This window comes from Blastopirellula sp. SH421, from assembly GCF_057808535.1.
In genome coordinates this window covers 549,084-575,208 of record NZ_CM173712.1, presented here as the reverse complement: position 1 = coordinate 575,208, position 26,125 = coordinate 549,084, and the positions used below count along the sequence as shown (strand labels likewise).

Annotated in this window: 22 protein-coding genes; 16 read left to right on the top strand and 6 right to left on the bottom strand. The window is 54.2% G+C overall.

Annotation, left to right across the window (positions count from 1 at the left end; translation table 11 throughout):
- Positions 1-257: 257 nt before the first annotated feature.
- From SH421x_RS02345 to SH421x_RS02335, 3 genes are all read left to right on the top strand, one after another.
- Complete coding sequence (locus SH421x_RS02345) at positions 258-2,693, top strand: DUF4159 domain-containing protein (protein WP_488853711.1); 2,436 nt, start codon at positions 258-260, stop codon at positions 2,691-2,693.
- A 138-nt stretch (positions 2,694-2,831) separates the two neighbouring features.
- Complete coding sequence (locus tag SH421x_RS02340; protein ID WP_488853710.1) at positions 2,832-4,394, top strand: glycoside hydrolase family protein; 1,563 nt, start codon at positions 2,832-2,834, stop codon at positions 4,392-4,394.
- Between the two features lie 175 nt (positions 4,395-4,569).
- Positions 4,570-6,009 (top strand): sigma-54-dependent transcriptional regulator, encoded by a 1,440-nt coding sequence (locus SH421x_RS02335; protein ID WP_488853709.1) that lies wholly within the window; start codon positions 4,570-4,572, stop codon positions 6,007-6,009.
- Between the two features lie 163 nt (positions 6,010-6,172).
- On the opposite strand, the gene SH421x_RS02330 is transcribed toward SH421x_RS02335, so the two are convergent.
- The 4 genes from SH421x_RS02330 to SH421x_RS02315 form a co-directional block, all read right to left on the bottom strand.
- Positions 6,173-6,730, bottom strand: a complete 558-nt coding sequence (locus SH421x_RS02330) for a hypothetical protein (protein ID WP_488853708.1) — start codon at positions 6,728-6,730, stop codon at positions 6,173-6,175.
- A 102-nt stretch (positions 6,731-6,832) separates the two neighbouring features.
- On the bottom strand, positions 6,833-7,303 hold the full coding sequence (locus SH421x_RS02325; RefSeq protein WP_488853707.1) for a PA2169 family four-helix-bundle protein: 471 nt from the start codon (positions 7,301-7,303) through the stop codon (positions 6,833-6,835).
- A 122-nt stretch (positions 7,304-7,425) separates the two neighbouring features.
- A complete protein-coding gene (locus SH421x_RS02320; protein ID WP_488853706.1) occupies positions 7,426-7,596 on the bottom strand; it encodes a DUF1328 family protein in 171 nt (56 codons plus the stop codon).
- A gap of 253 nt (positions 7,597-7,849) precedes the next feature.
- Positions 7,850-10,552 (bottom strand): PAS domain-containing hybrid sensor histidine kinase/response regulator, encoded by a 2,703-nt coding sequence (locus SH421x_RS02315; RefSeq protein ID WP_488853705.1) that lies wholly within the window; start codon positions 10,550-10,552, stop codon positions 7,850-7,852.
- Between the two features lie 941 nt (positions 10,553-11,493).
- Between SH421x_RS02315 and SH421x_RS02310 the strand changes: the two genes are divergently transcribed.
- The 7 genes from SH421x_RS02310 (at position 11,494) to SH421x_RS02280 (ending at position 17,146) form a co-directional block, all read left to right on the top strand.
- Positions 11,494-11,838 (top strand): hypothetical protein, encoded by a 345-nt coding sequence (locus tag SH421x_RS02310; protein ID WP_488853704.1) that lies wholly within the window; start codon positions 11,494-11,496, stop codon positions 11,836-11,838.
- A gap of 110 nt (positions 11,839-11,948) precedes the next feature.
- Positions 11,949-12,203, top strand: a complete 255-nt coding sequence (locus tag SH421x_RS02305) for a hypothetical protein (protein WP_488853702.1) — start codon at positions 11,949-11,951, stop codon at positions 12,201-12,203.
- Between the two features lie 28 nt (positions 12,204-12,231).
- Positions 12,232-12,822 carry an exopolysaccharide biosynthesis protein gene (locus tag SH421x_RS02300; RefSeq protein WP_488853701.1) on the top strand — a complete coding sequence of 197 codons (591 nt, stop codon included), beginning with the start codon at positions 12,232-12,234 and terminating at the stop codon, positions 12,820-12,822.
- A gap of 532 nt (positions 12,823-13,354) precedes the next feature.
- Positions 13,355-14,257, top strand: a complete 903-nt coding sequence (locus SH421x_RS02295) for a hypothetical protein (protein ID WP_488853700.1) — start codon at positions 13,355-13,357, stop codon at positions 14,255-14,257.
- A 179-nt stretch (positions 14,258-14,436) separates the two neighbouring features.
- On the top strand, positions 14,437-15,591 hold the full coding sequence (locus SH421x_RS02290; protein WP_488853699.1) for a site-2 protease family protein: 1,155 nt from the start codon (positions 14,437-14,439) through the stop codon (positions 15,589-15,591).
- A gap of 38 nt (positions 15,592-15,629) precedes the next feature.
- On the top strand, positions 15,630-16,172 hold the full coding sequence (locus SH421x_RS02285; RefSeq protein WP_488853698.1) for an ankyrin repeat domain-containing protein: 543 nt from the start codon (positions 15,630-15,632) through the stop codon (positions 16,170-16,172).
- A gap of 92 nt (positions 16,173-16,264) precedes the next feature.
- Positions 16,265-17,146, top strand: coding sequence for an alpha/beta hydrolase (locus tag SH421x_RS02280; RefSeq protein ID WP_488853697.1), 882 nt, complete (start codon positions 16,265-16,267; stop codon positions 17,144-17,146).
- 77 nt (positions 17,147-17,223) lie between these two features.
- Here SH421x_RS02280 and SH421x_RS02275 read toward each other — a convergent pair whose 3' ends face one another.
- Both SH421x_RS02275 and SH421x_RS02270 read right to left on the bottom strand, forming a co-directional pair.
- Positions 17,224-18,153, bottom strand: a complete 930-nt coding sequence (locus SH421x_RS02275; RefSeq protein ID WP_488853696.1) for a DUF1559 domain-containing protein — start codon at positions 18,151-18,153, stop codon at positions 17,224-17,226.
- Positions 18,154-18,294: 141 nt separating this feature from the next.
- Positions 18,295-18,720: a hypothetical protein gene (locus tag SH421x_RS02270; RefSeq protein WP_488853695.1), complete on the bottom strand. Its 426-nt coding sequence runs from the start codon at positions 18,718-18,720 to the stop codon at positions 18,295-18,297.
- Between the two features lie 227 nt (positions 18,721-18,947).
- Here SH421x_RS02270 and SH421x_RS02265 point away from each other — a divergent pair, with 227 nt between their 5' ends.
- The 6 genes from SH421x_RS02265 to SH421x_RS02240 all read left to right on the top strand — a co-directional run bounded on the left by SH421x_RS02265 (position 18,948) and on the right by SH421x_RS02240 (position 25,970).
- Positions 18,948-20,096, top strand: coding sequence for a serine hydrolase domain-containing protein (locus tag SH421x_RS02265; protein WP_488853694.1), 1,149 nt, complete (start codon positions 18,948-18,950; stop codon positions 20,094-20,096).
- 79 nt (positions 20,097-20,175) lie between these two features.
- Positions 20,176-21,606, top strand: a complete 1,431-nt coding sequence (locus SH421x_RS02260; protein ID WP_488853693.1) for a hypothetical protein — start codon at positions 20,176-20,178, stop codon at positions 21,604-21,606.
- A 25-nt stretch (positions 21,607-21,631) separates the two neighbouring features.
- Positions 21,632-21,901: a hypothetical protein gene (locus SH421x_RS02255; RefSeq protein WP_488853692.1), complete on the top strand. Its 270-nt coding sequence runs from the start codon at positions 21,632-21,634 to the stop codon at positions 21,899-21,901.
- Positions 21,902-22,122: 221 nt separating this feature from the next.
- Positions 22,123-22,620: a hypothetical protein gene (locus SH421x_RS02250; RefSeq protein ID WP_488853691.1), complete on the top strand. Its 498-nt coding sequence runs from the start codon at positions 22,123-22,125 to the stop codon at positions 22,618-22,620.
- 401 nt (positions 22,621-23,021) lie between these two features.
- Complete coding sequence (locus SH421x_RS02245; RefSeq protein WP_488853690.1) at positions 23,022-25,370, top strand: polymorphic toxin-type HINT domain-containing protein; 2,349 nt, start codon at positions 23,022-23,024, stop codon at positions 25,368-25,370.
- A gap of 24 nt (positions 25,371-25,394) precedes the next feature.
- Positions 25,395-25,970, top strand: a complete 576-nt coding sequence (locus SH421x_RS02240) for an Imm43 family immunity protein (RefSeq protein ID WP_488853689.1) — start codon at positions 25,395-25,397, stop codon at positions 25,968-25,970.
- The last annotated feature ends 155 nt before the right edge of the window (positions 25,971-26,125 follow it).

The following is a 26,125-nucleotide window of genomic DNA, read 5'->3' as shown; positions in this document are numbered from 1 at the left end:
ACTTCGCCTAGGTTGCGGGTTTTTGCCACGTAGCGATCCTCAATGGGCTGAAATCGTTGGCCGGCTTGTGGTTGTTGGGAACAAACCGTTTCGTGTCTGGGCAAACCAAATTAACAATTTTATCGCCCAAAAGCGCCGAATGGCCCTAAAATAGGTGGAAGCGTTCAGACAGCGGTGATTTTAGAAGTCACAGCCGTCGACGGCAACGTGTACGGACACTTCTGCATCGGCGTTAACTATTGAAAAGTTAGATATTTATGTCGACCATCCATCGCTACGCAGCTACTCCGGTTACGGTTCCTAAGAAGCTTACGCAGCTTGCCTATGCAACCCTGGCGAGCTTAGCAATTGCAGCGAGTTTGTCGATTAATCCGGCGATCGCGATCGCCCAAAACCCTCAACGTGGCGGAAATCCCGTCACGCCGCAACTTGTCAACGAATCAATCGCGCGCGGCATCAACTTTTTACGCAAGCAGCAACAACCCGATGGCGGCTGGGCCGAATACCCCGGCCAGCCGGGCGGCGTGACCAGCCTAGTGATGCTGGCGTTAATTGAAAGCGGAGTCGACGAGGACGATCCGGTGCTGACCAAAGGGTTGCAATATCTAGAGACAAAAATTGGCCAGCCAGAGCACACCTATGCGCTCAGTCTGCAAATCATGGCCTATAGCATGACCGATCCGATCGGGCGCAAAGCCAGCATTGTCGCCAACACGCAAAAACTGTCCGACATGCAAATCCGCGGAGGTGAACGGAGCGGCATGTGGACTTACGCTGATCCGCGCGGCGGCGGCGGCGGTGATAACTCCAATACGCAATTCGCAATTCTAGCGCTGGACGAAGCGGTCCATACCGGCGCGAATGTTGACGACCCGATCTGGCAAATCTCACACGACTATTGGGAAAAAGCCCAAAACCCCAACGGATCGTGGGGCTATTTGCCAAACTCGCCGGGTCGCGGCAGCATGACCGCGGCCGGAATCTCATCGATGATTATCACCACCAAACGACTGGCCGAGGGTGACGCAACGGTCAACGGCGAAAGCATCGCCTGCTGCGGAAAGCAAACGCCCAACACGGCGATTGAAGATGGCTATGCCTGGCTTGGGCGCAACTTCACGGTCTATACCAACCCGGCTGACGGGGGCGATTCGCTGAACCTGCTTTACTATTTGTATGCGGTCGAACGAGTTGGACGCTTGGGCGGGCGGCGTTTTATCGGCGAGCATGATTGGTATCGCGAAGGCGCCGAGATGCTGGTCAACAACCAAGATGCACTGAACGGATCGTGGCGCGGCACCGGCAATGCCGAAGTGACGCATCCGGCGGTTTCCACTTCCCTGGCGCTGCTGTTTCTGGCCAAAGGTCGACGCCCGGTCTTGGTCGCGAAGTACAAACACGACGCGGCGACCGGCCCACGCAACGCCGTCAGTCATGACTGGAATCGCCATCGTAGCGACATCGCCAATCTGACCAACTTTATTGAACCGCGGTGGGGTAACCAGCGGATGACTTGGCAAGTGATCGACGCGGCGCATGCGACGACCGAAGACTTGCTGCAAACGCCGGTGCTGTGGATCAGCGGCAGAGACGCATTGAAGCTGACGCCGGAGCAGGAAAAAAGCCTGAAGCTATATATAGAGCAAGGCGGTTTTGTGTTTGCTGAAGCTGCGTGCGGGGGCGCCAAGTTTGACACAGACTTTCGGGCGTTGATGAAACGGATCTTCCCCGACGCGCCGCTGCGGCTTTTACCGCCGGATCATCCAATCTGGTTCGCCGAAGCTCCGATCGAAGCGCAATTTGCCAAACCGCTGCTGGGAATCGACGCTTGTTGCCGCACCAGCGTTGTCTATTGCCCCGAAGACCTTGGCTGCTTTTGGGAACTAAACCGTAGCGAAGCGGTCGCCAAGTATCCGCCGAAAGTGCGTGCCCAGATCGAAGCAGTCAATTTGATGGGCGCCAACGTGTTAGCCTATGCGACAGGTCGCAAGCTGAAAGACAAGTTAGAAGATATCGAGATCGACGAATCGCTGGGCGTCGACGATGGACAGTTGCGCAACACGCTGGTCGTCGGCAAGTTACAACATACCGGCGGCGCCGATGATGCGCCGGCGGCGCTAACCAATATGGTCAAAGTGGCGGGCCGGCAGCTTGATTTTCGCTTTGACGCTTCTCCTCGGTTGATTCCGGCCAGCTATGACAAGCTGTACGAGTACCCGATCCTCTTCATGCATGGCCGCCGTGACCTGCGTTTCTCTCCCCAAGAGCGAACCATCTTGGCCGAGCATCTGTCGCGCGGCGGATTTTTATTCGCCGATTCGATCTGCGCCAGCGGCCCGTTCACCACCGCGTTTCGACGCGAGATGAAGATGATGTTCCCCGACGCCGAGCTAAAAGAGATTCCGCTCGATCACCCTATTTTTTCCGACGCCTTCAACGGCTTTGACATTACCACCGTAACCGTCAATGATCCGCAAGAGCGGCAAGACGGCGAAGGGCTGCAAGCGACGCAATCACGTCAGGCGCCCAAACTAGAAGGGCTATGGCTCGACGAGCGGCTGGTGGTTGTCTTCTCGCCGTTGGATCTCAGCTGCGCGATGGAGAATGGTTCTTCACTGCAATGCAAAGGGTATGTGCGGGAAGACGCGGCGAGAATCGCGGCGAATATCTTGCTGTTTGCGATGCAGCAGTAGCTGAGGGTCTAGCTCCAATGAAGAGAATGCGTCATTGATTTCTCCGCCTACTGCGAAAGCCCAACTTTGGCTTCACCTCGCTACGTGCTAGATTACAGGGGAACCTAAGATCTAGCAGCTGGAGCGATATTAAGCATCATGTATCAAGAGTCGGAAAGCAGTCGCAAGACGATGGGGGATGTGGACGTCGTGTTTCACGATGGAGTCTATCACCTGTTTCACCTCGTCCTACCGAATCACGACTTTATCGCACATGCGGTCAGTGACGATGGCTTGGCCTGGCATCGGGTCGAGAATGCAATATTCATCGGGCATCCCGGCGCTTGGGACGATTCGATGCTGTGGACGATGCATGTCTCGCCCAATCCGTTTAAGCCCGGCTCGTGGCGCATGTTCTATACCGGGCTCGCGCAGCACGATAACGGACTGGTCCAGCGGCTCGGGATGGCGACCAGCGATGACTTATTTCAATGGGTCAAAACGCCGGTCCACTGGGTCAGCCAATGCAAACGTTGCCGCGTGACGAATGCGCCAGCGAGCAACATCAATGCCCATTATGACGAGACGAGTCATTTTCCGCTGGAGTCGCCGACGCCTTACTACGAGAGCAAATTATCCGAGGGGCGCAGCTGGATCAGCTGGCGCGATCCGTTCTACTATCGCGACGAAAATCAAGGCTGGCTCCTAGCGGCTGCCCGAGTTCCGGATGGTCCCGTATGCCGGCGCGGCTGCGTTGCGCTGCTGGAAGAAACGGCCGAAAACCAGTTTGAAGCCAATCCCTGTCTATTTCATCCCGGACTTTACGACGATATCGAGGTTCCTAATCTGATAAAGCTGCGCGGCGAACGTTATTTGGTCGGCAGCATTCGAGAAGACGCGAAAATTCGATACTGGCACGCCGCCGATCTCGAACAACCGTGGGCCAACTTTTTCGACAACGTGCTATTGCCGCGGGGCAACTACGCCGGGCGAATCTGTTTTGACGACCATGGCCCGATGATCTGGAACTTTTATTCACACGACATCAACCGGCGGACCGTAAAAAACTTGCTCCCCCCGCCTAAGCGACTTCGGCAACTGCCGGATGGTCAATTGCAAGTCGCGTCGTTTGAAGGTTTTGACAAACGGATCAAAGCGGATGTGACGAGCGAGGTTTTTAAGATCTCAAAAATGCTCGCTGACAAAGATGGCTCGGCCGAAGTCACTCAAGAAACCGGTTCAATTCGCTTGCAAAACAATGCCGGGTTTCAGGCATTTTTGCTTGGCTCGACGGTCAATTGTTTTCGCTTCCGCGCGCGCCTTGATATGCAAGGGAACGGTAAGTGCGGGCTCGTCTTTCGAATCAATCCCGAGACGCAAGATGGGTATTTTCTCTCTCTCGACATGTATCGCGGCGTCGCCCAATTGCGCGCGTGGGGTACCGATCACACGGCGACCGGCGAGCACATGATGCAATTTACGACGCTGCAAGCCGGCTACTGGAGAAGCCGTTTGGACCGCCCTTGCGAGATTCGCCTGGTCGCATACGGCAGCTACATTGAGTTTTCGATCGATGATCGGATCGTGATTTCGCTGGCCGACCAGACCTTTTCCGAGGGAAAATTGGGGATCTATATCGAAAGCGCTTGCCTGGATGTCGATCAGATTCACTTAGAGCAGATGCACCGTCCTGTGACGGCCGATGAGAATTTGGCGCAGTAATCGACTACGATCTGGCTGCCCCCACCTTTCGTGGTGATTTGACAAAGTTTCACGCAAACCCCGCTGATGGACCTGTCGCAACTAGACTAATCGATACGTAAGGGAGTAAACTGTCGCTAGCCGGGAATTACTCTTGAGGAGGGGGGGCGGAAGATCCGCTAGTCTCTAAACATACATGACGCAGATTCTTGTCGTAGACGATGACCGAGCCGTAGCTCGCCTTGTCCAGCGTTGCTTTGAAGGCAGCTCTGTAGAAGTGTTGACCACCCAGCGTGCCGCGGATGTCATTCCGCTAATTGAAAACCACGCAGTCGACGTGCTACTGCTGGATATTATGTTGCCGGAGATCAGCGGGCTTGATATTGCCCGCCAGATCCGGAAGATCGATTCTAAATTACCAATCATCTTTGTCACCGGTCGTGACGACAGCGAAACGACCATCGAAGCGATGAAGTTGGGCGCATATGACTATTTGGTCAAACCGCTCGACATCGGTATGGTGCAGGAATTAGTGGAGCGTGCGATCGAGAATCGCCGCTTGATGCACGAACCGGTCGTTTTGACGCCGCAGCAAGAGAACGAAAACGAGGCCGGCGACCTGCTTGTCGGTCGCAGCCCGCAAATGTTGGCGGTCTACAAAGAAGTGGGACGCGTCGCGGCTCAAAACGTCAACGTCCTGGTGCGCGGCGAAAGCGGCAGCGGCAAAGAGCTAATCGCCAGAGCGATCTACCAGCACAGTAACCGCAATGATCAGCCATTTTTGGCGGTCAACTGCGCTGCACTCAGCGAAACCTTGCTTGAGAGCGAACTGTTCGGCCATGAAAAAGGCGCCTTTACTGGCGCCGATTCGCGTCGCATTGGTAAGTTTGAACAATGCAACGGCGGCACGATTTTCCTGGATGAAGTGGGGGATATGTCCCTGACGATTCAGGCCAAAGTCCTCCGGCTCCTGCAAGATCAGCGTTTCGAGCGTCTCGGCGGCACCGAAACTATCTCCACCGATGTCCGTATCATCTCGGCCACCAATCGTGACTTGGAAGAGATGATCGCCGATGGCGACTTCCGCTTGGACCTGTATCATCGCTTGAAGTCGTTTGAAATTGGGATTCCGCCGCTCCGTGATCGTGACGGCGATCTCGAGCAACTTGTGCAATACTTCCTCAAGCAGTTCAACAAGCAACTCGGCAAAGAGATCACCGGACTTTCAGCCGAATCGTTATCGCGACTGAAATCCTACAATTGGCCCGGTAACATCCGCGAGTTGCAAGGCGTACTCCGCAAATCGATGTTAATGGCCACATCCACAGTCCTGGCGCCGGAATGGCTGCCGCCAGAACTATTTGGCGCGCCTGCTCCGTCAAGGAACGACTCAACCGGCAGCCAAGATGACGCGTTTGACGTCTTTTTGGGGCAGCTCGAAAAACGTGGCTCCGAAGATATGTACGCCGAATCCTTGGAGTGGATGGAGCATCGCCTGCTGTCCTTCGTGCTCGACAAAACAGGCGGCAATCAATCGAAAGCGGCCGCTCTCCTCGGTATCACCCGCGGCAGCCTGCGTCATAAAATGCGGGCACTTAGCATAACCGTCGAACAGGTCGTCAAAGGGGACGAGTAACCCTCGTCCTGCTTCCTCGCTCTTGCAAATCCGCCTTGCGCAATCACAGCCCAAGGCACCAGTCTTGAAATTGCGGTGATTTACAACTGCTCAAGATGGAACCCGGTTGCACGGAGAGATTGATCGCCCATGCAGAGTTTGTGTTCCTAAAATATCAATGGACTCACGCTGCATGATGGGGTCGACTCTCCTCCGTTAGATCCCAGCCTGACGCGATGAGATCTGGCGAATCGGTCGGTGCGGCGTAGTAACGTATCGCAACTGCATCGGCTGCACGCAGCGCGTGTTCGGCCTGCGCTAGTTGCTCGGGATCTCCTCGCACCACCACCCCTTGTCGATCTTTCAGCAGTGCAACGATCTCGGCTTCTTGACTGCGAGGAACTCCCCAACCAGACATCGCTCCCAGCAATGCGCCGACGATCGCGCCGGTAACTGCGATCCCCAGCGGTGCGCTAGTGGCCGACAGTTCTCCTGCCATCGCAAAGACAGCAAACACCGATCCCACTGCCCCCAAAAAGCCGCCGATTGCAGCCCCCCAAAGAAGTCGCGGCTTGGCTTGATCCGACTGCAACGCAATATGCGGCGCAAGCGCACGCACATCATGCTCATCGCGGAGCAGCTTGAAATTTTTCGGGGTCAGCCCCCGCAGTTCCATTTCGCGCTGGGCGGTCTCCCAATCTGCGGACGAATCAAACGTGCCGATTAGACAATCTTGGCTCATGACTATTCTCCTTGTCCAAAAAAAGAACGCGGCTGCAATTGCAGCCGCGTTCCCTCCCATCACCCAACTTCTTCCGATCGCCTGCCGGAAGGTCCGGTCGTTCTATTGCAGCTTTTGTTCGCAAAACTCGCGGATTTGATCGCGGCCTTGGTTCACTGCAACGAACTGTTCGTTCAAAACGGCATTTAAAGGGCTGCCGGCCGTCTTAGGTAATAACTTTTTATATTCATCGACCAAGTAATTCTCCATCCGTTGCATGTCAGCCAGAATAAATTCCAACTTGCCGCCTGAGACGGAAGAGCGGATCGCCATCCAAATCTTTTGCGCTTCTCCCGTTAACGTGCCGGAAGAAGGAGTTTTATGGTCGTTTAGTTGCAAGTATTGACGTAATTCATGTTCAAGCTGAGCACGTCGCGTCGCCAGTTCATAAAAGAGCCGCGCCGTTTGCGGACACTCTACCTTAGCGGCAGAGTCGGTCAGCGCTGTCTGGCTATCATGCAAAACTCGTGTTAACTCACTGAGTGCCGCAAGCGTCTCTTCGTCCAATTGGTAGATGGTGTTCATATGCGACATGACGGCCCCTGAATGAAAAGAACGGAATGACTCGAGAAATTCTTCTCCGCATGACGCTTGCCGTCGTTGATTAACCCGGGCCGGGCGACGTTACGCCCGGCGTTTTCAACGAGAGTCGGCGCCTAGGCGACAGGGCGACGAACCAGGCCACCCAACAGACTCACGACAAACAGGACCAAAAAGACAAAGAACAAAATCTTCGCGATACCGGCTGCGGCGCCAGCAACACCACCAAAACCAAGTCCGGCAGCAATCAACGCGATAATGAAAAACATCAGGGCCCATGACAACATGGCAGTCTCCTTTGTAAAGCTCAGGTTCGTTGGATGATCTCGCGTTCCAGGGATGGATGCGAGATGTTGTGTTCTTAATGATTCACTAATGCAGCTGGTATGCCAAACGCAACAAAAGCGGCAAAAAGAACCCACAACTGCAACCTGTGTAACGAGTTAGAATTCTCGCTACGTCTAGAAAGTCATTAGTTGACCAACGGCTGGTGACTTGAACGGCGTCGCTCTGGAAGTGCGGCGACCAGCAACAGGTCCTTTAACGGCGAAATGGTTCCAAGGCTTTCGCCAGCCGCTCAAATTCGCGCAGCATCGTAGCGACCATTCCCTGGGCTTGCTCAACTTTGCCGGTCCGAGCAGCTTCTTCTACTTCGCTGGCCGCTTTTGCCGCCGCTTCTCCACCGACGTTGCCGGCCAAGCCTTTGAGACTATGCGAAATCATTTCGATGCGCCGTGCATCGCCCGCATCGGCCGCTTCGACGAGCTCGCTCAACAGTTGTTGCGAATCTTCGTCGTAAAAAACAACAAAATCACGGTACAACTCAAGATCACCTCCCAGACGCTCCAGAGTCGCTTCTAGCTGCAAAGGCTCCCCTGGTGGGCGGATCTTGATCGGGTTTGATTCACTTTCGCCGTTCATGTTGCTGTTAAAATCGTTGGCCAGGCTTTCGAGGGTAGCAAGCAGATCGTCAATATCGATCGGCTTCGAGATATACGCATCCATTCCGGCGCCGAGGCATTTCTCGCGATCCCCGTGCATCGCATGAGCGGTCATCGCGATAATCGGCGTCGGCTCATAACCTTCTTCCCGTTCGATCTGACGGATCGCTGCGGTCGTTTGCAGACCGTCCATAATCGGCATCTGCACGTCCATTAAAATAACATCAAACTCGTCATCGCGAAACTTCTCGAGCGATTCTCGTCCGTTGTGCGCCTCGACGACGATGTGCCCTCGTTTTTTTAGCAGACTGGTGACCAACTTGCGATTGGCGGCCGTGTCTTCGACCAGCATCACGCGCAGCGCGTGATGGCTCGACAAAACTTCAACCGAGCGAGATCGTTGACTCTCGGGAGCGGCGAGCGACATCGCTTCGATAAGGGCATCATGCAAACTTGATGCGGTGATCGGTTTCGCCAACGTCGAGCGGATCGGCAAGTCTGCTTCTCGCTCACGAAAATGATGCCGGTCACTGGGCGCCGCCATCAAAATGATCGGCGGAGTCTTACCGGCGACCTCTTTCAGGCGTTTGCACAAGTCATAACCATCGATGCCCGGCATCAATGCGTCAATCAGAACCAAATCAAAGGGATCGCCCACTTTTTGTTTTTCGTGAAACAAACGAACCGCCTCTTCGGCGTCGGGCGTAGTGAACGCGTCCAGTTCCCAGGCTCGTAAGAGCTCTCGCAATATTTTTCGATTCGTCTCGTTGTCGTCCACGACCAAGACTTGCATTCCGGCAAATTCTGGCGGCAGGACCGCGGTTCGCAGGCGAGTTTCGGCGGAGCGCGTCAGAGGAAAGAGAAGCGCAAACGAAAACCGACTGCCGACCCCAGGCTCACTTTTCAGTTCAAGACGCCCCCCCATCAGCTCCAACAATTCGTGACAAATCGTCAGCCCTAAGCCGCTACCGCCAAAATTGCGTGTCGAAGAACTGTCGACTTGCGTAAACGGCTCAAAGATTCGATGTTGATCCGCATGCGTGATGCCGACCCCGGTATCACTAATGGTAAAGCGAATGCGCACTTCTCGCGGAAATCGTCGCAGCAGTTTGACCGACAGGAGAACCTCTCCGCTTTCAGTAAACTTCACCGCATTAGAAACCAGATTGGTGATGATTTGTCTCAGCCGAATCGCATCGCCGATCAACTCTTCAGGGATGCGCGAATCGTAATCAATCGCAACTTCCAAACCCTTCGAGAACGCTCGCTCCGAGAGCGTCCTCATCGTCTCATCAATCGTCTGCCGCAAATTGAATTCGGATCGATCAATGGTGAACTTGCCGGACTCGATTTTGGAAAAGTCGAGAATGTCATTCAACAAACTCAACAACGTATGAGCCGAGGAATTCGCCGTTTCCACATATTCCCGCACCGCATCCGGCAGATTTTCACCCAAAGTTAACTTGGTCATGCCGATAATCGCGTTCATCGGCGTACGAATCTCATGACTGACATTGGCTAGAAATTCGCTCCGCGCCCGATTGGCTCGTTCGGCGGAAGCCTGAGCTTTTCGCAGCTCTCGCTCGGCGAATTTCCGTTCTGAAATGTCGCGTTCAATCGTCGAGATCCCAACGATTCGCTCACCGGCGTCGCGCAGCGGAGAGACCGTGATCGAAACCGAAATGATGCGACCATCTCGGCGACGGCGCTCTGTTTCAAATTGCGTTAATCGGTTGCCATTCAACCGAGCAGCTTTGATTTCCGGCTCTTCCTCATGCTGGGTCGGGGGAAACAAAACCGACACAGGTTGCCCGATTGCTTCGGCGGCTTGGTAGCCATACACCGCTTCGGCGCCTGCGTTCCAACTGGTGATTACGTCATCCATGTTGGTGCTGATAATCGCGTCGTAAGACGAATCAACAATCTGCGCCAGACGCTGGTACGACTGATCGCGACACCAACACGCGGCCAATACAGACAACCCTCGCATGGCGTCAGCGAGCTTCGATTCGATCCGTTCTAGCTTCAGGTTCTCGGTCTCACCAAACAGCTCTATCGCTAAGACGGGCTTGTCTTCCAAGAAAATCGGCAGCACCAAAATCGATAAGGATTGATCCCCGCCGATCGTAGAGTCGAGCGGCTCGATCAACGCTTGTCGCTCTTGAAAGGCGCGCAAGACGACTTCACCTGCTTCGGCAGTCGCCGCCTCCGAATAACGCTGGCGCAGGCGTTTGGCTACCTCATCACACTCAATCAGATCTTCTGGATGCCAGAGCTGTGCGGCGAGAGTACGCGGGCTCACCGAATCGTCAGGAATGCTGACACATCCGAAACGGCAGTCAAACTCAGCAACTAACCAGGGAAAGATACGCCTTACAGAGTCCGGTAGCGAGTCGCCCACGGCGAACGCCTCCATCAGTCGGAGAAATAATTTCTTCGGCGGATCAGCGGCGTTCACTTATCCCACCCCCACAACAGCGCAAAGCTCTCGTCCTTAAACGAATTGCTTTAACAATCGACCGCACTCTGGCGCACCGATTGCCTTGCTGGATCGTTCGAAAAGACTTGCCCATTTCATCTGAGATAGCGATCGCCATGATTCTTTGATCGAATTTCTATTCTTGCTACTCGTTGCTGGTGTTCACGGATAGTTGACCTATCGCTGGCTACTCCCCAAGGGGGCGGTTGAGCTGAGTCGCATTTGGGTTTATCGGCGAGCTGTTGCGTGCACGGATATTGCGATTGATCAGGATCCGTGAATTTTTCGTGATCCATCGGTAAAGCCACACTGCCGATTGTCTGACCCGTGATTGACGGCGCGATCTTCGCTGCACTCCTGGCTCTAGTGAGTGGTAGAGCACGCTACGGCGAGTGACCATCAACCGTCCCGCAGTTTGTGAAAACTTTATCAAATGCGCTTAGTATGCAAATTGCCGACCGTTAAAGCTTAGGTCGCGATAATTTCTTGGAATCTGGTCCAAATCGGTCAAATCTGCGGCAACCACACACGCTTGCGCAAATTTAAACAACCTTATTCCTCTCAGAACTGCGTGCGTGGCGCAATCAGCCTGGTCGCTGGACAGCCAACATCAAGGAAGTCCGATGCCTGGGCCAGAACGCTGCAACCCTCGTCTATCAAACGAGTTAGAAACTTTCGCGATCAATTGGCCCATGAAATGCCTTAGAAGTGATTCGACGGAAGTCATCCCAACTTTCCTTCCCATCCACCTTAGGAGTACAAGCATGAACCATTTGAATGAACGTCGTGGAAATTCGATCGTCGGCGTATTAGCGACAATCGCATTAATAATCGTGATCGCGTGCGGAGTCATCTATGCGATGGGCTACGCCAAGGTCGAAAGCACCAACGATACGACCACGATCGAAGTCAACACGCAACAAATCAAAGATGACGCCGGTCAGGCAGTCGATTCTGGCAAAAAGATGCTAGATGACGCTGGCGAATCGATCGAAGAGGGAGCCGAAGAAGTTCAGGAGAACGTCAGCGGTGAGCCAGATTCCGACGTTGAAGTCGAAGTCGAACGAAACCCACAGCCTTTGAATCCCCCCGTTACCGAAAGCAATTAGGCCGCACCAGAGAGCTGGCCTGATTCCCCCTGCTCCAATGGCTCGCTTTGTTCACAAGACAGCGAGCCATTCTTTGTTTTCTCCATTCAACTCTCAGAGGAGTGCTGCTCATGTTTCGCCGCATCGATCCCTTTGATTTGTACCACTTCGGACTGGGTGCGATCTGCATCGCCGCGTTCACGCTCGGCTGTACGCCTCCGAATCAAACGCCGGATGATGCAGCTCCGCCGGCCACTATCGATTCGACAACCGATTCAGCAACATTGGAAACAGAGCGCAAGCCGAAAGTGGACATCGATATCGGCGGGGGGAATGGAGTTGATATCGACGTCGAAGGACGACGAGCTGAGAACCCTGTCGATTAATCACAGCGTAACAACCAAAGGATCAAAGATGGAAACGGCCTGCGCGCCGGAGAATTTGAGCGACGTCTTAGACCAGTTGGTGAACAATACCACCGGAGAGAGCGCTACGCTGGGTGACGTCTTAGAGGCCCTCAACAGTCGTAGCTTTGGCCCGGTGCTGTTAGTACCCGCTGTGCTTGCCGTCTCTCCGCTAGGCGCTGTGCCGGGCGCCTCAATCTTTACCGGCGTTTTAATTTTTATCATTGCAGCTCAGATGTTGATTGCGCGATCGCACATCTGGATGCCAAAGCGATTACTCTCGTTTTCATTTTCTCGCGACAAGCTGGTGAATGCGGTCGACAAGACGCGTCCATGGGCTCAATGGATCGAGCCGTGGGTTCATAACCGCTATGCAATGTTCATCGAAGCCCCGTTTCGTCCAGCGATCGCTTTGCTAGTGATGATCCTGGCGACCTTGTTTATCCCGCTCGCATTTCTTCCGTTTGCGGTCGCGGTTCCGGGGATCGCCATCTCGCTGATAGCCTTGGGGATGACCGCCAAAGATGGAGCGTTGGTCGTCGCTGGTTGCGTCGCGAGCCTGGCTGCGATCGGATTAGCCGTCGCTTTCTGGCCTTTTTGAGTAGCGGCGAGCAGCTAATAAAAATTTATTTGCTTCGACGCAATTGGCGACCTAGATTAAAAGTGTTCGGCTGATGGGCCCTTTCGGTCTATCTGGCTCCAGATGACCGCAGTCGAACAGGGACGCTACACGGAGCGTTAGGTAACTGACCCGTAGCGTGAACCCGACGCGCGTTGACACCTAGCAATCGCGCGCCGGGCTTTTTTATTTCTTGCTTGCGAACTCTCTCGCATCGCTCCTGCCTATTCTTGCAACAACATATTTGGGCGCATTCATCCGCGCGCACAGCAGCGCCCGCGAATGAAACGTCTCTTTCGCACATGTCTGGTTACGCAAGCTTGGCAATTGGAAGCTGATAGTTCAGGCTGGTCGCCGCGCCGGCGCCGCCCTGGTTGCGTTTTGGCAAAACCCTCGGGAAAACCACCTTTTGCTCAAGCGGCACGGACTTTGCTTCTCTATCTAGCAACAAAACAATCCCGCGTTTGCAAAAAACGCGAGGCGGACTGATGAACTTGACGAAGGAGACCACACGATGACAAAGACCACTTGGAGTTGGCTGGGCTTGTTGGGCATTTGCGCCTTAGCGTTGCCAGTTGCCGCTCAGGATGCAAATCTGACCGAAGCAATCGAAGGCCCGGCCAATGCCGGCGTCGATGTGGATGTAGACGTCCCCCAAGCAGATGCGCCCCCGGCTGTCACCCCGCCAAAAGTTCAACCCGACACGGCGTTGCCTGTGCCAGCTGCTCAAGGCGACGCAGCCGTTGATGTCGACGTCGAAGCAGATCGCTCCCCGCGACTCGATTCGCAATTGCAGGGCAAAGCGAACATGAAAGCCGATGTCGATGTCGACGTTGATCCAGCGGCGCCCGTCAATCCGAATCCCGGTGTGGATGTCGATGCGACCACCGACATTGATGCCCGCAATCGTGCCAACATGAATCGCGACCGCGACAACAATCGCGACCGTGACCAAGCGAACAACCAAGATCGCAACGCCAAATGGCGTTACAAGCAGCACAACGGCGAATGGTGGTATTGGACTCCTGCTGGTAATTGGATGTACCACCGCGGCGGCAACTGGGTGTCGTACGATCGCGCCACCTATAGCCGTCCGAACCACTATCGCCCGCAATCCAATTACGGATACGGCGGTAACTACGGTGGCCAAGCGTACTACAACAATGGTTACTACAACGGCCCTAACCGAACGTACTATCGTGGTGGCTATAACGGCTACAACAATGGGTACAACCGATATGACCGCGGATTCAACAACGGGTACGGCTACGGCCCCGGATATGGCAACGGCTACTACCGCGGCGATCGCGGCGCCCAACGAGGCGCTAACATCGGCGCCGGAATCGGCGGAGCGATCGGTGGTCAAGGTGGCGCCAACATTGGCGCCGGAATCGGAGCCGCCATCGGTAGCGACTAACTTGTCCAGTTAGAACCATTTACATAGCTGAAGCTCAGCAAAGGCGTCGTACCCACTTGGGTACGGCGTTTTTTTTGTTTTGTGCCAAGTCTGAACCTAGGTAAGCCGCTTCAGCAAACCCAAATCTCGTCTACAATTCACCCTAGATCTGGCAACCTTGGACTGAAAGGCGTTTTCGCATGAAATGGTCGTTAAGGATTGGTACGCTGTTTGGCATCGGCGTTTACGTCCACTTCACCTTCCTGATTATCTTGATCTGGTTCGCCGCGCTCCACTGGACGCGGGGAAACGATATCAGTGATGCGCTGCTGGGCCTAGCGATGGTTGTCGCCATCTTCACGATCGTCGTGCTGCACGAACTGGGACACGCGTTGGCGGCCCGGCGTTATGGGATTGGGACCAAGGATATCACGCTGCTGCCAATCGGCGGCGTCGCGCGATTAGAACGAATGCCCGACGATCCCAAACAAGAGCTGGTTGTCGCAATAGCCGGCCCCATGGTCAATGTGGTGCTGGCGGTCCTCTTTCTGGCGCTGACCGTCTTGCTTGGTAGTCTGGCGCCTGACCGCAGCATGGCCCTGGAGTATCTCAGTTCGGTCGTTTCCGAAAACGCTTCCATCTCCACGATGACCGATCATTCCGTCTGGGAGCAGGCGGCCTCGATCTGCTTCGTGCTGTTTGGCTTCAACGTCATCATGGTGCTGTTCAACATGCTGCCAGCCTTTCCGATGGACGGGGGACGCGTCCTACGGGCAATCTTGGCGATGAACATGGACTACGTCACAGCAACGCAAGTCGCCGCCGGCATCGGCCAGATGATGGCGTTTCTCTTCGGTTTTGTCGGGCTCTTCTACAATCCGTTTTTGGTTTTCATCGCCCTGTTTGTCTGGATGGGCGCCACCGCCGAAGCGGCGATGGTGACACGCCGATTTGCATTGACCGGCATTCCAATCCGCAGCGCGATGATCACTCATTTTCAGTCGGTCCAGCCCCACGAAACGCTCGGCGCCGCGGCTGCGCATGTGTTGGCCGGGTTTCAGCAAGACTTCCCCGTGGTGGAGGGTGGTCACGTTGTCGGAATGCTGACCAAGCATGACCTGCTAAAGGCGCTGGCCGAAAATGGCAATGCGGCGGCGGTTAGCACCGTGATGCGGACTGATTTTCAAGTTGCGACCCCCGGCGAGATGCTGCAAACCGCGTACGAGCGTCTCCAACAGGGAGCGTGTAACTCGATGCCGATCGTCGCCAATGGCCAGCTTGTCGGCGTGATCGATCTCGAAAATGTCGGTGAGTTTATCGCGATCCGGTCGGCGCTGCAGCAGAGCAGCCATTAGAATAGCCTGTTTGAAACTTTCGCCTCAGGAACGCTCCGTTGTTTGATCAGACCGCTAATCAAAATCTGGGTCGCGCTATTTACGCCGGCGATGCGGCGCTTGTCCAACAGATCCTCGCCGCCGATCCTTCACTCGTCCGCGATTTTGTCACCACCGAAGACCTGAAACGATCTTGGCTCAACTTAGCGGTCAAAGCGGGCGATGCATCGGTCGTCGCGGTGATGTTGGACGCTGGCTACAAAATCGACGTGCAATTAATTCCGACCGGCGAGACCCCGCTGCAGACAGCAATCCTGCACGAAAAGGATCAAGTGGTCGAACTGCTGATCGAGCGCGGCGCCAATCCCAATCTCGATCGCGCGCTGGTCTCGGCCCTCAATTGGAAACTCACGCCCGAGCGCCGCCTGCGTTATGTCACGCTGCTAGTCCAAGCCGGCGCCGACTTGAACCGGCTTTACGAACTGTACGGCGATCCCGGTTGCCAATTGGCGGCGCTCGACTGGACCAATGATCCGGCGGTGATCGATCTGTTGCGCAGCCATGGCGCAAAGACCGCGTATGAACTTCAGGCCGAATGCTGATTTCGACGCCAAGCTGCTCAAGTTGCATCGCTGCGCGGCGTCGACTATTCTCGCGGGTACCACCCATGCGCCCCTTCCAAAGGTTTCTACCGATGAAAACCATGCTTGCCGCCGTCTTGCTTACGCTCGCCGCTTCACCTGCTTTGGCCGACAACGTTGAGCTAACGCTGTGGCCTACCGGTCAGGTTCCTGGCCAAGCCCCCAGCGTCAAAGAAGAAATCGTCGAAGAGATCGACCAGCGAATCGGCAGTAAAGTGACCAAGGTCACCAAGCCGCGGATCACCGTCTATCAACCTGCCGCCGACAAAAACAATGGCGCCGCTGTCATCGTCTGCCCCGGCGGCGGTTACAACATTTTAGCGTATGACCTAGAAGGGACCGAAGTCGCCAAATGGTTGAATGACATCGGCGTCACCGCGGTGCTGCTCGCCTATCGCGTGCCGCGCGCCAAGGGAGATTTCCAAACCGGCCCGCTGCAAGATGCCCAGCGGGCGATTCGGCTTACCCGTCAGCATGCCGCCGAGTGGGGCATCGATCCCAATCGCATTGGGCTACTCGGCTTTTCGGCCGGCGGCAACCTAACCGCGATCACCGGCGTGGGCGCTGACCTAAAAACGTACGATCCTATCGACGAAGCGGACAAGCTTCGCTGCCGGCCTGACTTTTTGGTGTTGGTCTATCCCGCTTATCTGACGACCGAACCGGATAGCGTGGTCCTCAATGACCGAGCCGAAGTCAACGCCAATACGCCGCCGGCAATCATGATTCACGCTGCCAACGATCCGATTCCGTGCAACAACAGCATTGCGTTCTTCCTGGGCTTGAAGCGTCTCAAGATCCCGGCCGAATTGCACATTTACCCCACCGGCGGACATGGCTACGGCCTTCGCCCGACCGAGGACGAAGTCACGCACTGGCCCACGGTCGTCACCACCTTCCTGCAAAAGCAAGGTTTGCTAACCACAAAGAAGTAGTCGCACCGCTCGATCTTCAAGAAATAAAACAGGGGCCCATGCTGGCCCCTGCTTTATTGTAGGTTACTGCCGTTTGATTAGAAGGCATCCGAAGGAACCACCGCCCCATCGTTGCGATTCGCCAGGTTGCGATAGATCTGGATATCGATCGTTTCCACAATCAGATGGACCGAACCATCACAAAATGCGAAGTTAGTTCCGGCCGGGTGACGGCTGCGGAAATCTTCGGGATGGTTGTCATCGTCATTTGGCGGATGGGCGTCAACGATCCCCAAAATTCGCTCGATCGCGTACTCGGACTCGCTCACCGATCCTACCCAGGTCGACGGCGCTTCTTCGGTAAACGTTCGCTCACCACAGTAGAACGTGTTCGACGTACCATCGGTGATGTCGGCAAATCGGGTTCTGCTGTTGTGATGTAACACACCGTTGCCTCCGCACTTGGATCCAGCGGTGAAAGACTCACAATCTTCGATCGTCGTCGCTCCATTATCGGTCGAGCCAAATACGCCCACATAACTGGCCGAAGCCAGCTCAATATCATCAGCTCCGCCGCCACCGCCGCCGTGGCCATGATCTTCGCCATGCACTTCAAACGTAAACGGCGCTCGGTCCGAAGGACAGTGATATCCCTGTACATGATGCGTGCGAACCGCCTCATGGGCCGAGTCGCGAATCGATAGTCGGAAATCGATCAGGCTATCGACCACATTTTGCTGTTCCAACATCGGCAGCAACTGTGCTCCCCAGCCCCAACCGGGTTCACCATGCGCAAACGGCGTGCTGGTTCCTTCGACCGTCGCAATCCAGCCCGACGGAAACGACTTGAAAGTGTCGTGATAGTTATGGCTCGCCAGGGCGATTTGTTTCAGATTGTTGGTGCACGACATCCGCCGCGCCGCTTCGCGGGCTTGCTGCACCGCCGGCAACAACAGAGCGATCAAAATGCCAATGATCGCAATCACAACCAATAGCTCAACCAACGTAAATGCGTCGCGCTTAGGCACGTTTTGCTCTCCAGTAAAGATACATATCCTTGAGTCGCCTGACGATCGAAAGCATCCGACAGGCCGATCACAGCAGACAAACTGCGATCCCAAACAGGTCATAAGCAGCAGGGCAATCGCGCAGCAAAACTGCGCCTCGCCCTACACGACCGGCGGAGCTCGAGGAGAAGCTGGAGAGAAAATCGCCAGTTGCGGCGCAGCAGGCAAAGTTGGTTCGGGTGAACGAGCAACCTCTTGGGCGACATCCGTAGCGGTCGCCGCAGAGTAAGTTAGATTCTGTTGCAAAAAGTGGCAGATGGCGCAGTGATGCAGGTCGTGCGACTCGCTGCGCAGGACGATCTCGCCCACCACCGCATTCTGCCGCGCTGTTCGCGGCGTCTGCACCTCATGTGCGTGATGATGATGGTGGTGATCGTGGTCGCCATGCGTATGTACATGAGCGTGAACCACCGCTCCGTGCCCGTGCGCATGTCCGTGCGTACAACCTGACAGCCCGTGCAGTCCTTGAGCCAATGTCACCGAAGCGACATAAGCGAGGAACACAATTTTGGCCGTCAAATTCTGCATCGAGAGACTTTTTTTTCTGCAATCAGGACCAGACTTGCAATCGAATTGCACTCTTGCAATTCCAATCCTATCCACATTGCCCCTAAAATCAACCGCAATCGTCAATTCTTCTGGCGCCTTCTCCCCAAAAACCTGACCGCCGGGGGGTGCAAAAGCAGGAAAACCGTCAGAAAGTCAGTTAGATTAAGGGCTCCCCCAGATCATGCCTTTTCCGCTGGAGTCTTCTGATGCGCTGCCTGATTGCACTCGTTTCGCTCCCAATGCTGCTGTTGCTATCGACGCTGGCGATCGCCGATACGCCTCAAATACCGGCCATCTCGGCGGCAATGCAAAAATTCGCCGCCGAGGGAAAAATCTCCGGGGCGGTCACCTTGGTCGCCCAAAAGGGCCAAGTCATTCATCATGCGGCCGACGGCCAAGCCGATCTCGAACACGCGCGCCCGATGACGACCGACACGATGTTTGCGATCGCATCAATGACCAAACCAGTCACCGCAACCGCGGTGATGATGCTGGTCGACGAAGGCAAACTCTCGCTCGACCAGCCGATCTCAAAATACTTACCAGCCTTCGCTGACGTCCAACTGAAAACCGGCGAAGCTCTCGCGCGGCCGATCACGCTGCGCGATTGCCTAACCCACACCGCCGGCTTTCAAGGAAGCCAATCGTTTGAAACTTCGCTGGCCGACGCCGCCCAAGATATCTCGACCCGTTCGCTGCTGTTTCAGCCCGGCTCCAAATGGTCGTACAGCCCCGGCATCACCGTCGCTGGTCGCATCGTCGAAATCGTCAGCGAGATGCCGCTAGAGAAGTTTCTAGAAACGCGCCTATTCCAACCGCTCGGCATGCACGACACCACCTTCTTCCCTAGCGCCGCCCAACAGGCACGCACCGCCAAGATTTACTCCCCCGGCGATCAGCCCGGCACGCTCAAGTTCTCTGGCAATCCGTACTCGGACCCTAGCAAAGTCACCGGCCCCAATCCCAGCGCCGGTTTGGTGACAACGGCGACCGACTTGCTGAAGTTCTATCAAATGATGCTCAACGGCGGTGAAGCCAGCGGCACGCGTTACGTTTCGCAGTCGTCGGTCGCCGAGATGACCAAGCTGCAAACCGGCGACCTAGAAACCGGGTTCACCCCCGGCTGCGGCTGGGGACTTGGCTTCTACTTGGTCCGCGATCCGCAAGGGGTCACCGCGATGCTCAGCCCCGGAACGTTCGGCCACGGCGGCGCCTTCGGCACGCAAGGCTGGATCGATCCCGACAAGCAAATGATCTTCATCCTGATGATCCAGCGCAGCGGGTTCGGCAACGGCGATGACAGCGATGTTCGAAAAGCGTTTCAAACGTTGGCGGTCGATGCGGTGAAGCAGTAGACTAGATGCCCAAACCTCCCTTTCCGTCGCCGTAAGTACGGCGGAAAGGATTTTGACGCATCCAGGAGGCTCCGCCACGATGGAATCCGGCACCAACCACAGTTCGCTTCGCATCGCTTCTTTCCCTCTGGTAAAGCTGCTGCGATTGAACCTCGCGGTGTTTCTGCTGATCCTTCCCTTTTCGCTTACAGCTCTCCCTGTTCAGGGTCAAGAAATCGTCGGCGCAACGGATGAGATCGTCTTCCCGATCATCAACGTCACGAAAGATAAATTTGCCGAGATATTGGAAAGCGACTTGTGTTGGGTCGAAGGAGAACTGATCCACGCAACGCGGATGAAGTCCGGAGAGAATTCGGTCTATCAGTTTCAACTCCGGATCGATCGCCATCTCTTCGGGCGTTACCTCGAGCCGCGAACAATGGAGCTGAACGACGTGATGATTTCCAGTAAAGGTTATCGCGACGGTAATACCGCTCGCGAGCCAAAAGGAGGAGATCGCATCTTCGCCTTATTAGCGAAAGACTCGATCGGCATTTGGCGGTGCGGTATGGCTGGCGTCCCCAACGAAGCCGAACGAAAACGGATCGCTCGCATCCGCAGCCTGCTGACGCGTCTCGACCATCATGGCGCTGCGCAAGCGATGCTCGCTGGTTGTAGCGATGCCGACCCAATTTTCGCGATCTGGTGTATGAATGCGGTCACACCAGCAGACCTTTGGGAATCGCCTGCAGAACAAAAGTGCTATGGTCACCTACGAGCTCAGGTCTCGGCCCAAGACTACCAGTCGACACTCCTAGAAGTGCTGTCGAATCCCAAAACTCCCGCCATCAGTTACATCTCTGCACAGCATGGCCTATTCCCTTACAGCCGCTTGTCGCCAAAGCAACAAGCGGCTTTTTACCAAGCCCATCTCGAGCGACTGCAAAACTACTTCACGCGCGAGCGTTTCCCCTTTGAGCGTAATTTCAGCACTGAATTCGGCAACCTCCAAAGCATATGTAGGATGATGCCGGATTCCGCTCGACGCAAAATCCTGCTAATCCTGGCGAAATTTGCCGATCACGAGTCAGCCGAGCAACAGGCCGCCGCGTTCCAAATGGCCCCCGATCTCCGTTCTGAAGACGATGAATTCCTTAATGCTGACATCCTGCGTATCTACACTGACCATGTCCCGCTACCAACGCTTGAACGCGAACCAGAAACGACGTATTGGATCGGGCTTGCGGGCTTCATGAGGCACGAAACCACACGCAAAAAACGACTTTGCGACGCAGCGATTGACGCATTCGAAACGAGAATGCCGACATCCCAGCCGCAACATTTTTTGTGGCTATGCCGTCTCTTGGGCGATTACGCCGAAACGTGCAAAACAGAGCAAGTCGAATGGGATCGACTCACTGACCGCTTACGCGCCTTGTCGATTGTCGCAGTCACCCCAGAGCAACAAAAAATATACGACGCGTTGCTGAAGCGTCTCGCAATCGAACAGCCAGGACGCTCGAAAATATAGGCGCCGGGTTGGCACTGACGTTGGCATGATTGAATGGATCAACGACGACGTTGCGTTCTTGATCTACAGCGAAAAACATGGGACGTTCGCATATCGCATTGGTGACAGATGGCCGCCACAGTTTGCGAAGATTGACGAACGATGGGGCATCAAAGACAATGTACTGTCATTTATGGCTTACAAAGCCGACGTTGTTCAGCGACTGCGAATTCCGTCACTTGAGCCACTCACGGATATTCCGGTTTCGGAAGCGGAAGCAGATGGCAGCCTGCCACCCGATCCATATGCGTGCTAACCAAGCGGTGAACAGGAGCCGCCGATGACGCGAGTTTTGAAATCATAGTTTTTTGGCGGCGGCCCCGTTACCGCCGCCGTTATCTGAATCAGCAAGCTAAGTAAGAAACCATGTCAACCAGATTCCACATCTCGTCGTTGTCTGATATCGAACCTATGCGAAACTGTGTCGCATCCAAGGATACAGCTTTAGTCGACGCTCTCTCCAGGCTTAATTTCGAAATGCTTCGTGAAGAATACGGGGATGAAGACCCTGACGATGGCGACATTGAAGACTTCAACGAATTGACCGCAAGCATGATTCAATGTGATGAACCACCTGACAAAGAACCGGGTTCTTGGAACTCACTCTTCGAGATGCTTGTCAAGCACCTCCAACTCGAGGTCTATGATGATCTCCCTGTCAACGATGGCTGGAAGCACTATCATGTCTGGGAACAGTACCGGGCCTTGCTCGAACATCATTTGGATGACGGCGCTAATGCATCGTTGCTGCAACTCCAGAAAGGTCGTCCACTGAGAGGACGCGAGATCGAGCACGACGGCTGTGTCTTCTCCTGGCTAACACCTGCAGAGGTTCAGAATTTAAATTCCAACCTAGTGGAGATAGTGGAGAATCCGCTCATCGATGAGGAGATGAGAGAGTTTCACGAGGGATTTTCTGCGTCGATTGCAGAGATCGCAAAGAGAAACGACTACTTGCTTCTTGAGGCAAGCTGAAACGCAAAAAGAGTTTCAGATAACAATGCGGATGCACGGGAGCCGCGTTAAGCGTCGTTTCTGCACACTTACTATTTCTTCGCGGACCCGTGATCCGTAGCGTTCGGCTGGGCGGCACTGTCCAACGGTGTTTTTCTTCGCCGGGTTGGCACTGACGAACAGGCATCTTTTCGCGTAGCCCTGGCCCCTTTTCAGCCAGTGTCTTCACTCCGAGAGCGACGGGGGTCGTCGATAAATTGGAAGATAAATCAACCACGCGGAAGAGTCAAAGAACAGAAGCCTGAGCCGCTCTGTTGCTTCTGAGTTGTGCGGTGGTAGAAAGAGAGGACACTGGCTTTGGCCAGTGGCGCCCGAAAAAATGCCTGTTGGTCAGTGCCACCCCGCCGATGATTGAATGGATCATGGAAAACCTCGATAGTCCATGCTTCAAAATGCTTCCTGGCTCGGAAGTTGTGCTCAAGAACGCCAATCGCTACGGAGCGGGCTTTGTTCAAGTAATGAAACTAATTGAATGCATGTGGGAAAATCGTGAAGAGCACAAGACTCACATCACGAACTGGGTCATAAACCGCATTACAGGCGCCAAGAACTGCATCACTTATTACTGGAACAGTGCGAAATCTCAGGTTATTGGCCTTTCCAATAAACTTATCGCCAAATATGGCGGAACTAAGGTTATTCGCGACATAACCTCAAAGACACTTTGCATTTTCTTTGACACCATGCAAACAACTGTCTCGGACGTTCTAAGCAAGCCTTCAGAATGGTACCAAGCAGTGATGGAATGGATTCCCAGCATCATCAACCCAATTAATGAAATCGGGTCTAACTATGAAAGCATGAAAAAGCATGGTTACGACTCATTTCAGGCTTTTCTGAACGGCGATTTGCGGAAGGGCACGAAAGGCTTGGGCGGGGCGATGGAAGCAGGCGTGTCCATTATCGACAGCCTCGGCGGTTACATCCAACTTGCGATTGTCGCGTTGCCTACCGTAATCGGGACGCTTATTCCAGTTCCAGCAGCTGGAAATGCTGCGGGGGCAAGCCTAGGACAAACAATCAATTCGATCATTGGAAAAGTCCTCGACATCGTCAATATCGGGGCGGATCTTATTACGCAAGCGTTCCAAGCCGCAGACTTCTGGAACTTAGTCAACGACAAGGTCGACCAGGCAAAACTCGTTGCCCAAGAAGCTGGTGAAACATTTGAAGATCTGCAGAACGGAAACGCGCCAGACGAGATTCCGCACCTTGAATTTACGGATGAACAGGTGGAGACAATTGCGAGTTTCGTCGCTTCAACGATCGGGTTTTTCGTGTTCAATGGCATTACTGTGGTGATGTCTCTTGTTGGAACTGCGTTTCGAAGTCTCGGCCGCAAATTCAAAAGCAAGTATGGCAAAAAGCTGAAGAAAACCTCCGACGACAATGCCGACAAACGGTGCGGCAAATGCGATAAACAATCTCCCGGGAAAAGCAAGGGGCAGTGCTTTCCTGCAGGCACTTTAGTCCACACCGCTGGTGACAAGATGCAAATCGAAGACATTCAAGCAGGAGAGAGAGTCTGGGCATTCGATGTTGAATCAGGAGACTGGAATTTAAGAAGAGTTCTTGAGACTTATAGCATTGACTACACAGGCAACCTTGTGACGCTGCAACTGACCGGAGAAAAAATTACCGCCACCGAAGGACATCCCTTCTGGGTTGTTAATGGTGAAGAGCTTAATAGTCGCCCCATCGTCGAGGAACTGGGTGATAGTGTCGCGGACATCATATTGGCACATGCGAATATTGCGGGTCTTGCCACATCACAAATTACTGGGCAATGGGTATCCGCTCGTGATCTTCGAGCAGGCGATATGATTATGGGGAGGCATGGAGAAGAATTGAGTATCCTCTCTGTTGCGCACACCAATGTCTCATTAAAAACATATAATTTACAAGTCGAAATCGCGCATACCTATGCAGTTGGGTGGGTGGGAATCGTAGTTCACAACACCAGTCTATCGCTCCCCAAAGGATGCAAGCAACGAACGTGCGACAAAGGACCAATCGTAAAACTCATTAAACGATGCAAGAATATTCAAAATACATCGCAACTGGATCGATGCGACCCAGACCTTCGAGAGGAACTTCTTAAGAAATGCGCCGGAGCTATACTAAAACGCCGGGGAGACAAAACCCCCGGTTCAACAATAACGACCGCAGAAAATGAAGATTGCCCAGAAGATCCTGACTGCTGCAAGGACTATAAAAATAAGCCAGGCCCAGTGAAGGCGGGCATAGATTTTGATTGTCAGTATAAGTCGGGCGGCGGAAGAGTTACCCCTTGCACAGGTGACCTGCTTTGGACAAGCATCAGGGGGCGTCACCCCGATTATCGCCCGCATCATTTGATACCCTGTCATATCGCAAAGGTGTCAAAAATAGTCATTAGAGCGTCAAAGCTTGGATACGACATTAATGGCAAAAATAATGGACTTAGGTTGCCGTTTACAATAATGGAATCTCAGGAAACAGGCCTTCCTTTGCATTCTGGAGGCCATGTTGGAGACTATTATACGTGCGCGCAAGATTTGCTTGATGAACTTCGGGCTAAATATGACGCTGGATTGGTAAATGATTGTAACCTTTGTGCTAAGCTGGCGGCCATTGAGGATAAACTGCGAAGCGCCCTGATAGCCCATCAGATTTGGCTTCAAAGCACTGATCCCAATATTCCTGTTGGGACGATTCAGCGATGCCCTTGAGCATTAATCACTGGAGACATTAAGATGGCCCTGATTTTTCGGCAAGATCCAGAAGAAAAACATTTCACTATCGCGGATATTTTAAACCTGGATGACTTGTTAGATAACAAGGTCAGTTGTCTTGCCGGCAAACCCATGAGCGGTTTTTTTCCAGCAGTCACAATTGACATTGACTCAAAAGGACCTCCTGCTGACTTTTTCAGGGTAGGCGACATGCTATTTGTAGCGTCCCGCAAATTGTGCGATCTCTTGAAGGAGATTGGCGTCAAAGCCGAGTTTTTCGAATTGACGGTCTTGCAGAAGGGGAAGCCTTTCGAGGGCGTTCAGTATTTCCATGTCAACCCGCTAGAAGAGGTGGACTGCATCGACCGCGGGAAATCCGATTTTGAGATGGAAACTGCGGTCGGGTATACCGACATCATTTCGCGTATTGAGCGACTTGCGATCGATGAGACGAAGGCGGCTAACCATCACTTTTTCCTGGTTGCCAAGTGCTGGGCACGAATCGTTTGCATAAGCGATGCCTTGGCGGAGCGAATTGTCGAGCAAAAAATCACTGGCGTACAGTTGGTTCCACCATCGCAGTGGCGGCGATATTAGAGTTTTTTCCAAAACCGAAGCAGAATTGGGGTTTTCGCTTCGATTTTTTTGAGAGATTAATTGCCCCTTGGACATCCGGTCTTTTTCTGTGCGATGTCCTGAGAAAGGTAGAGGATTCGAGAGAGCTAGAACGGCGCCCTGACGACCTGGACTTA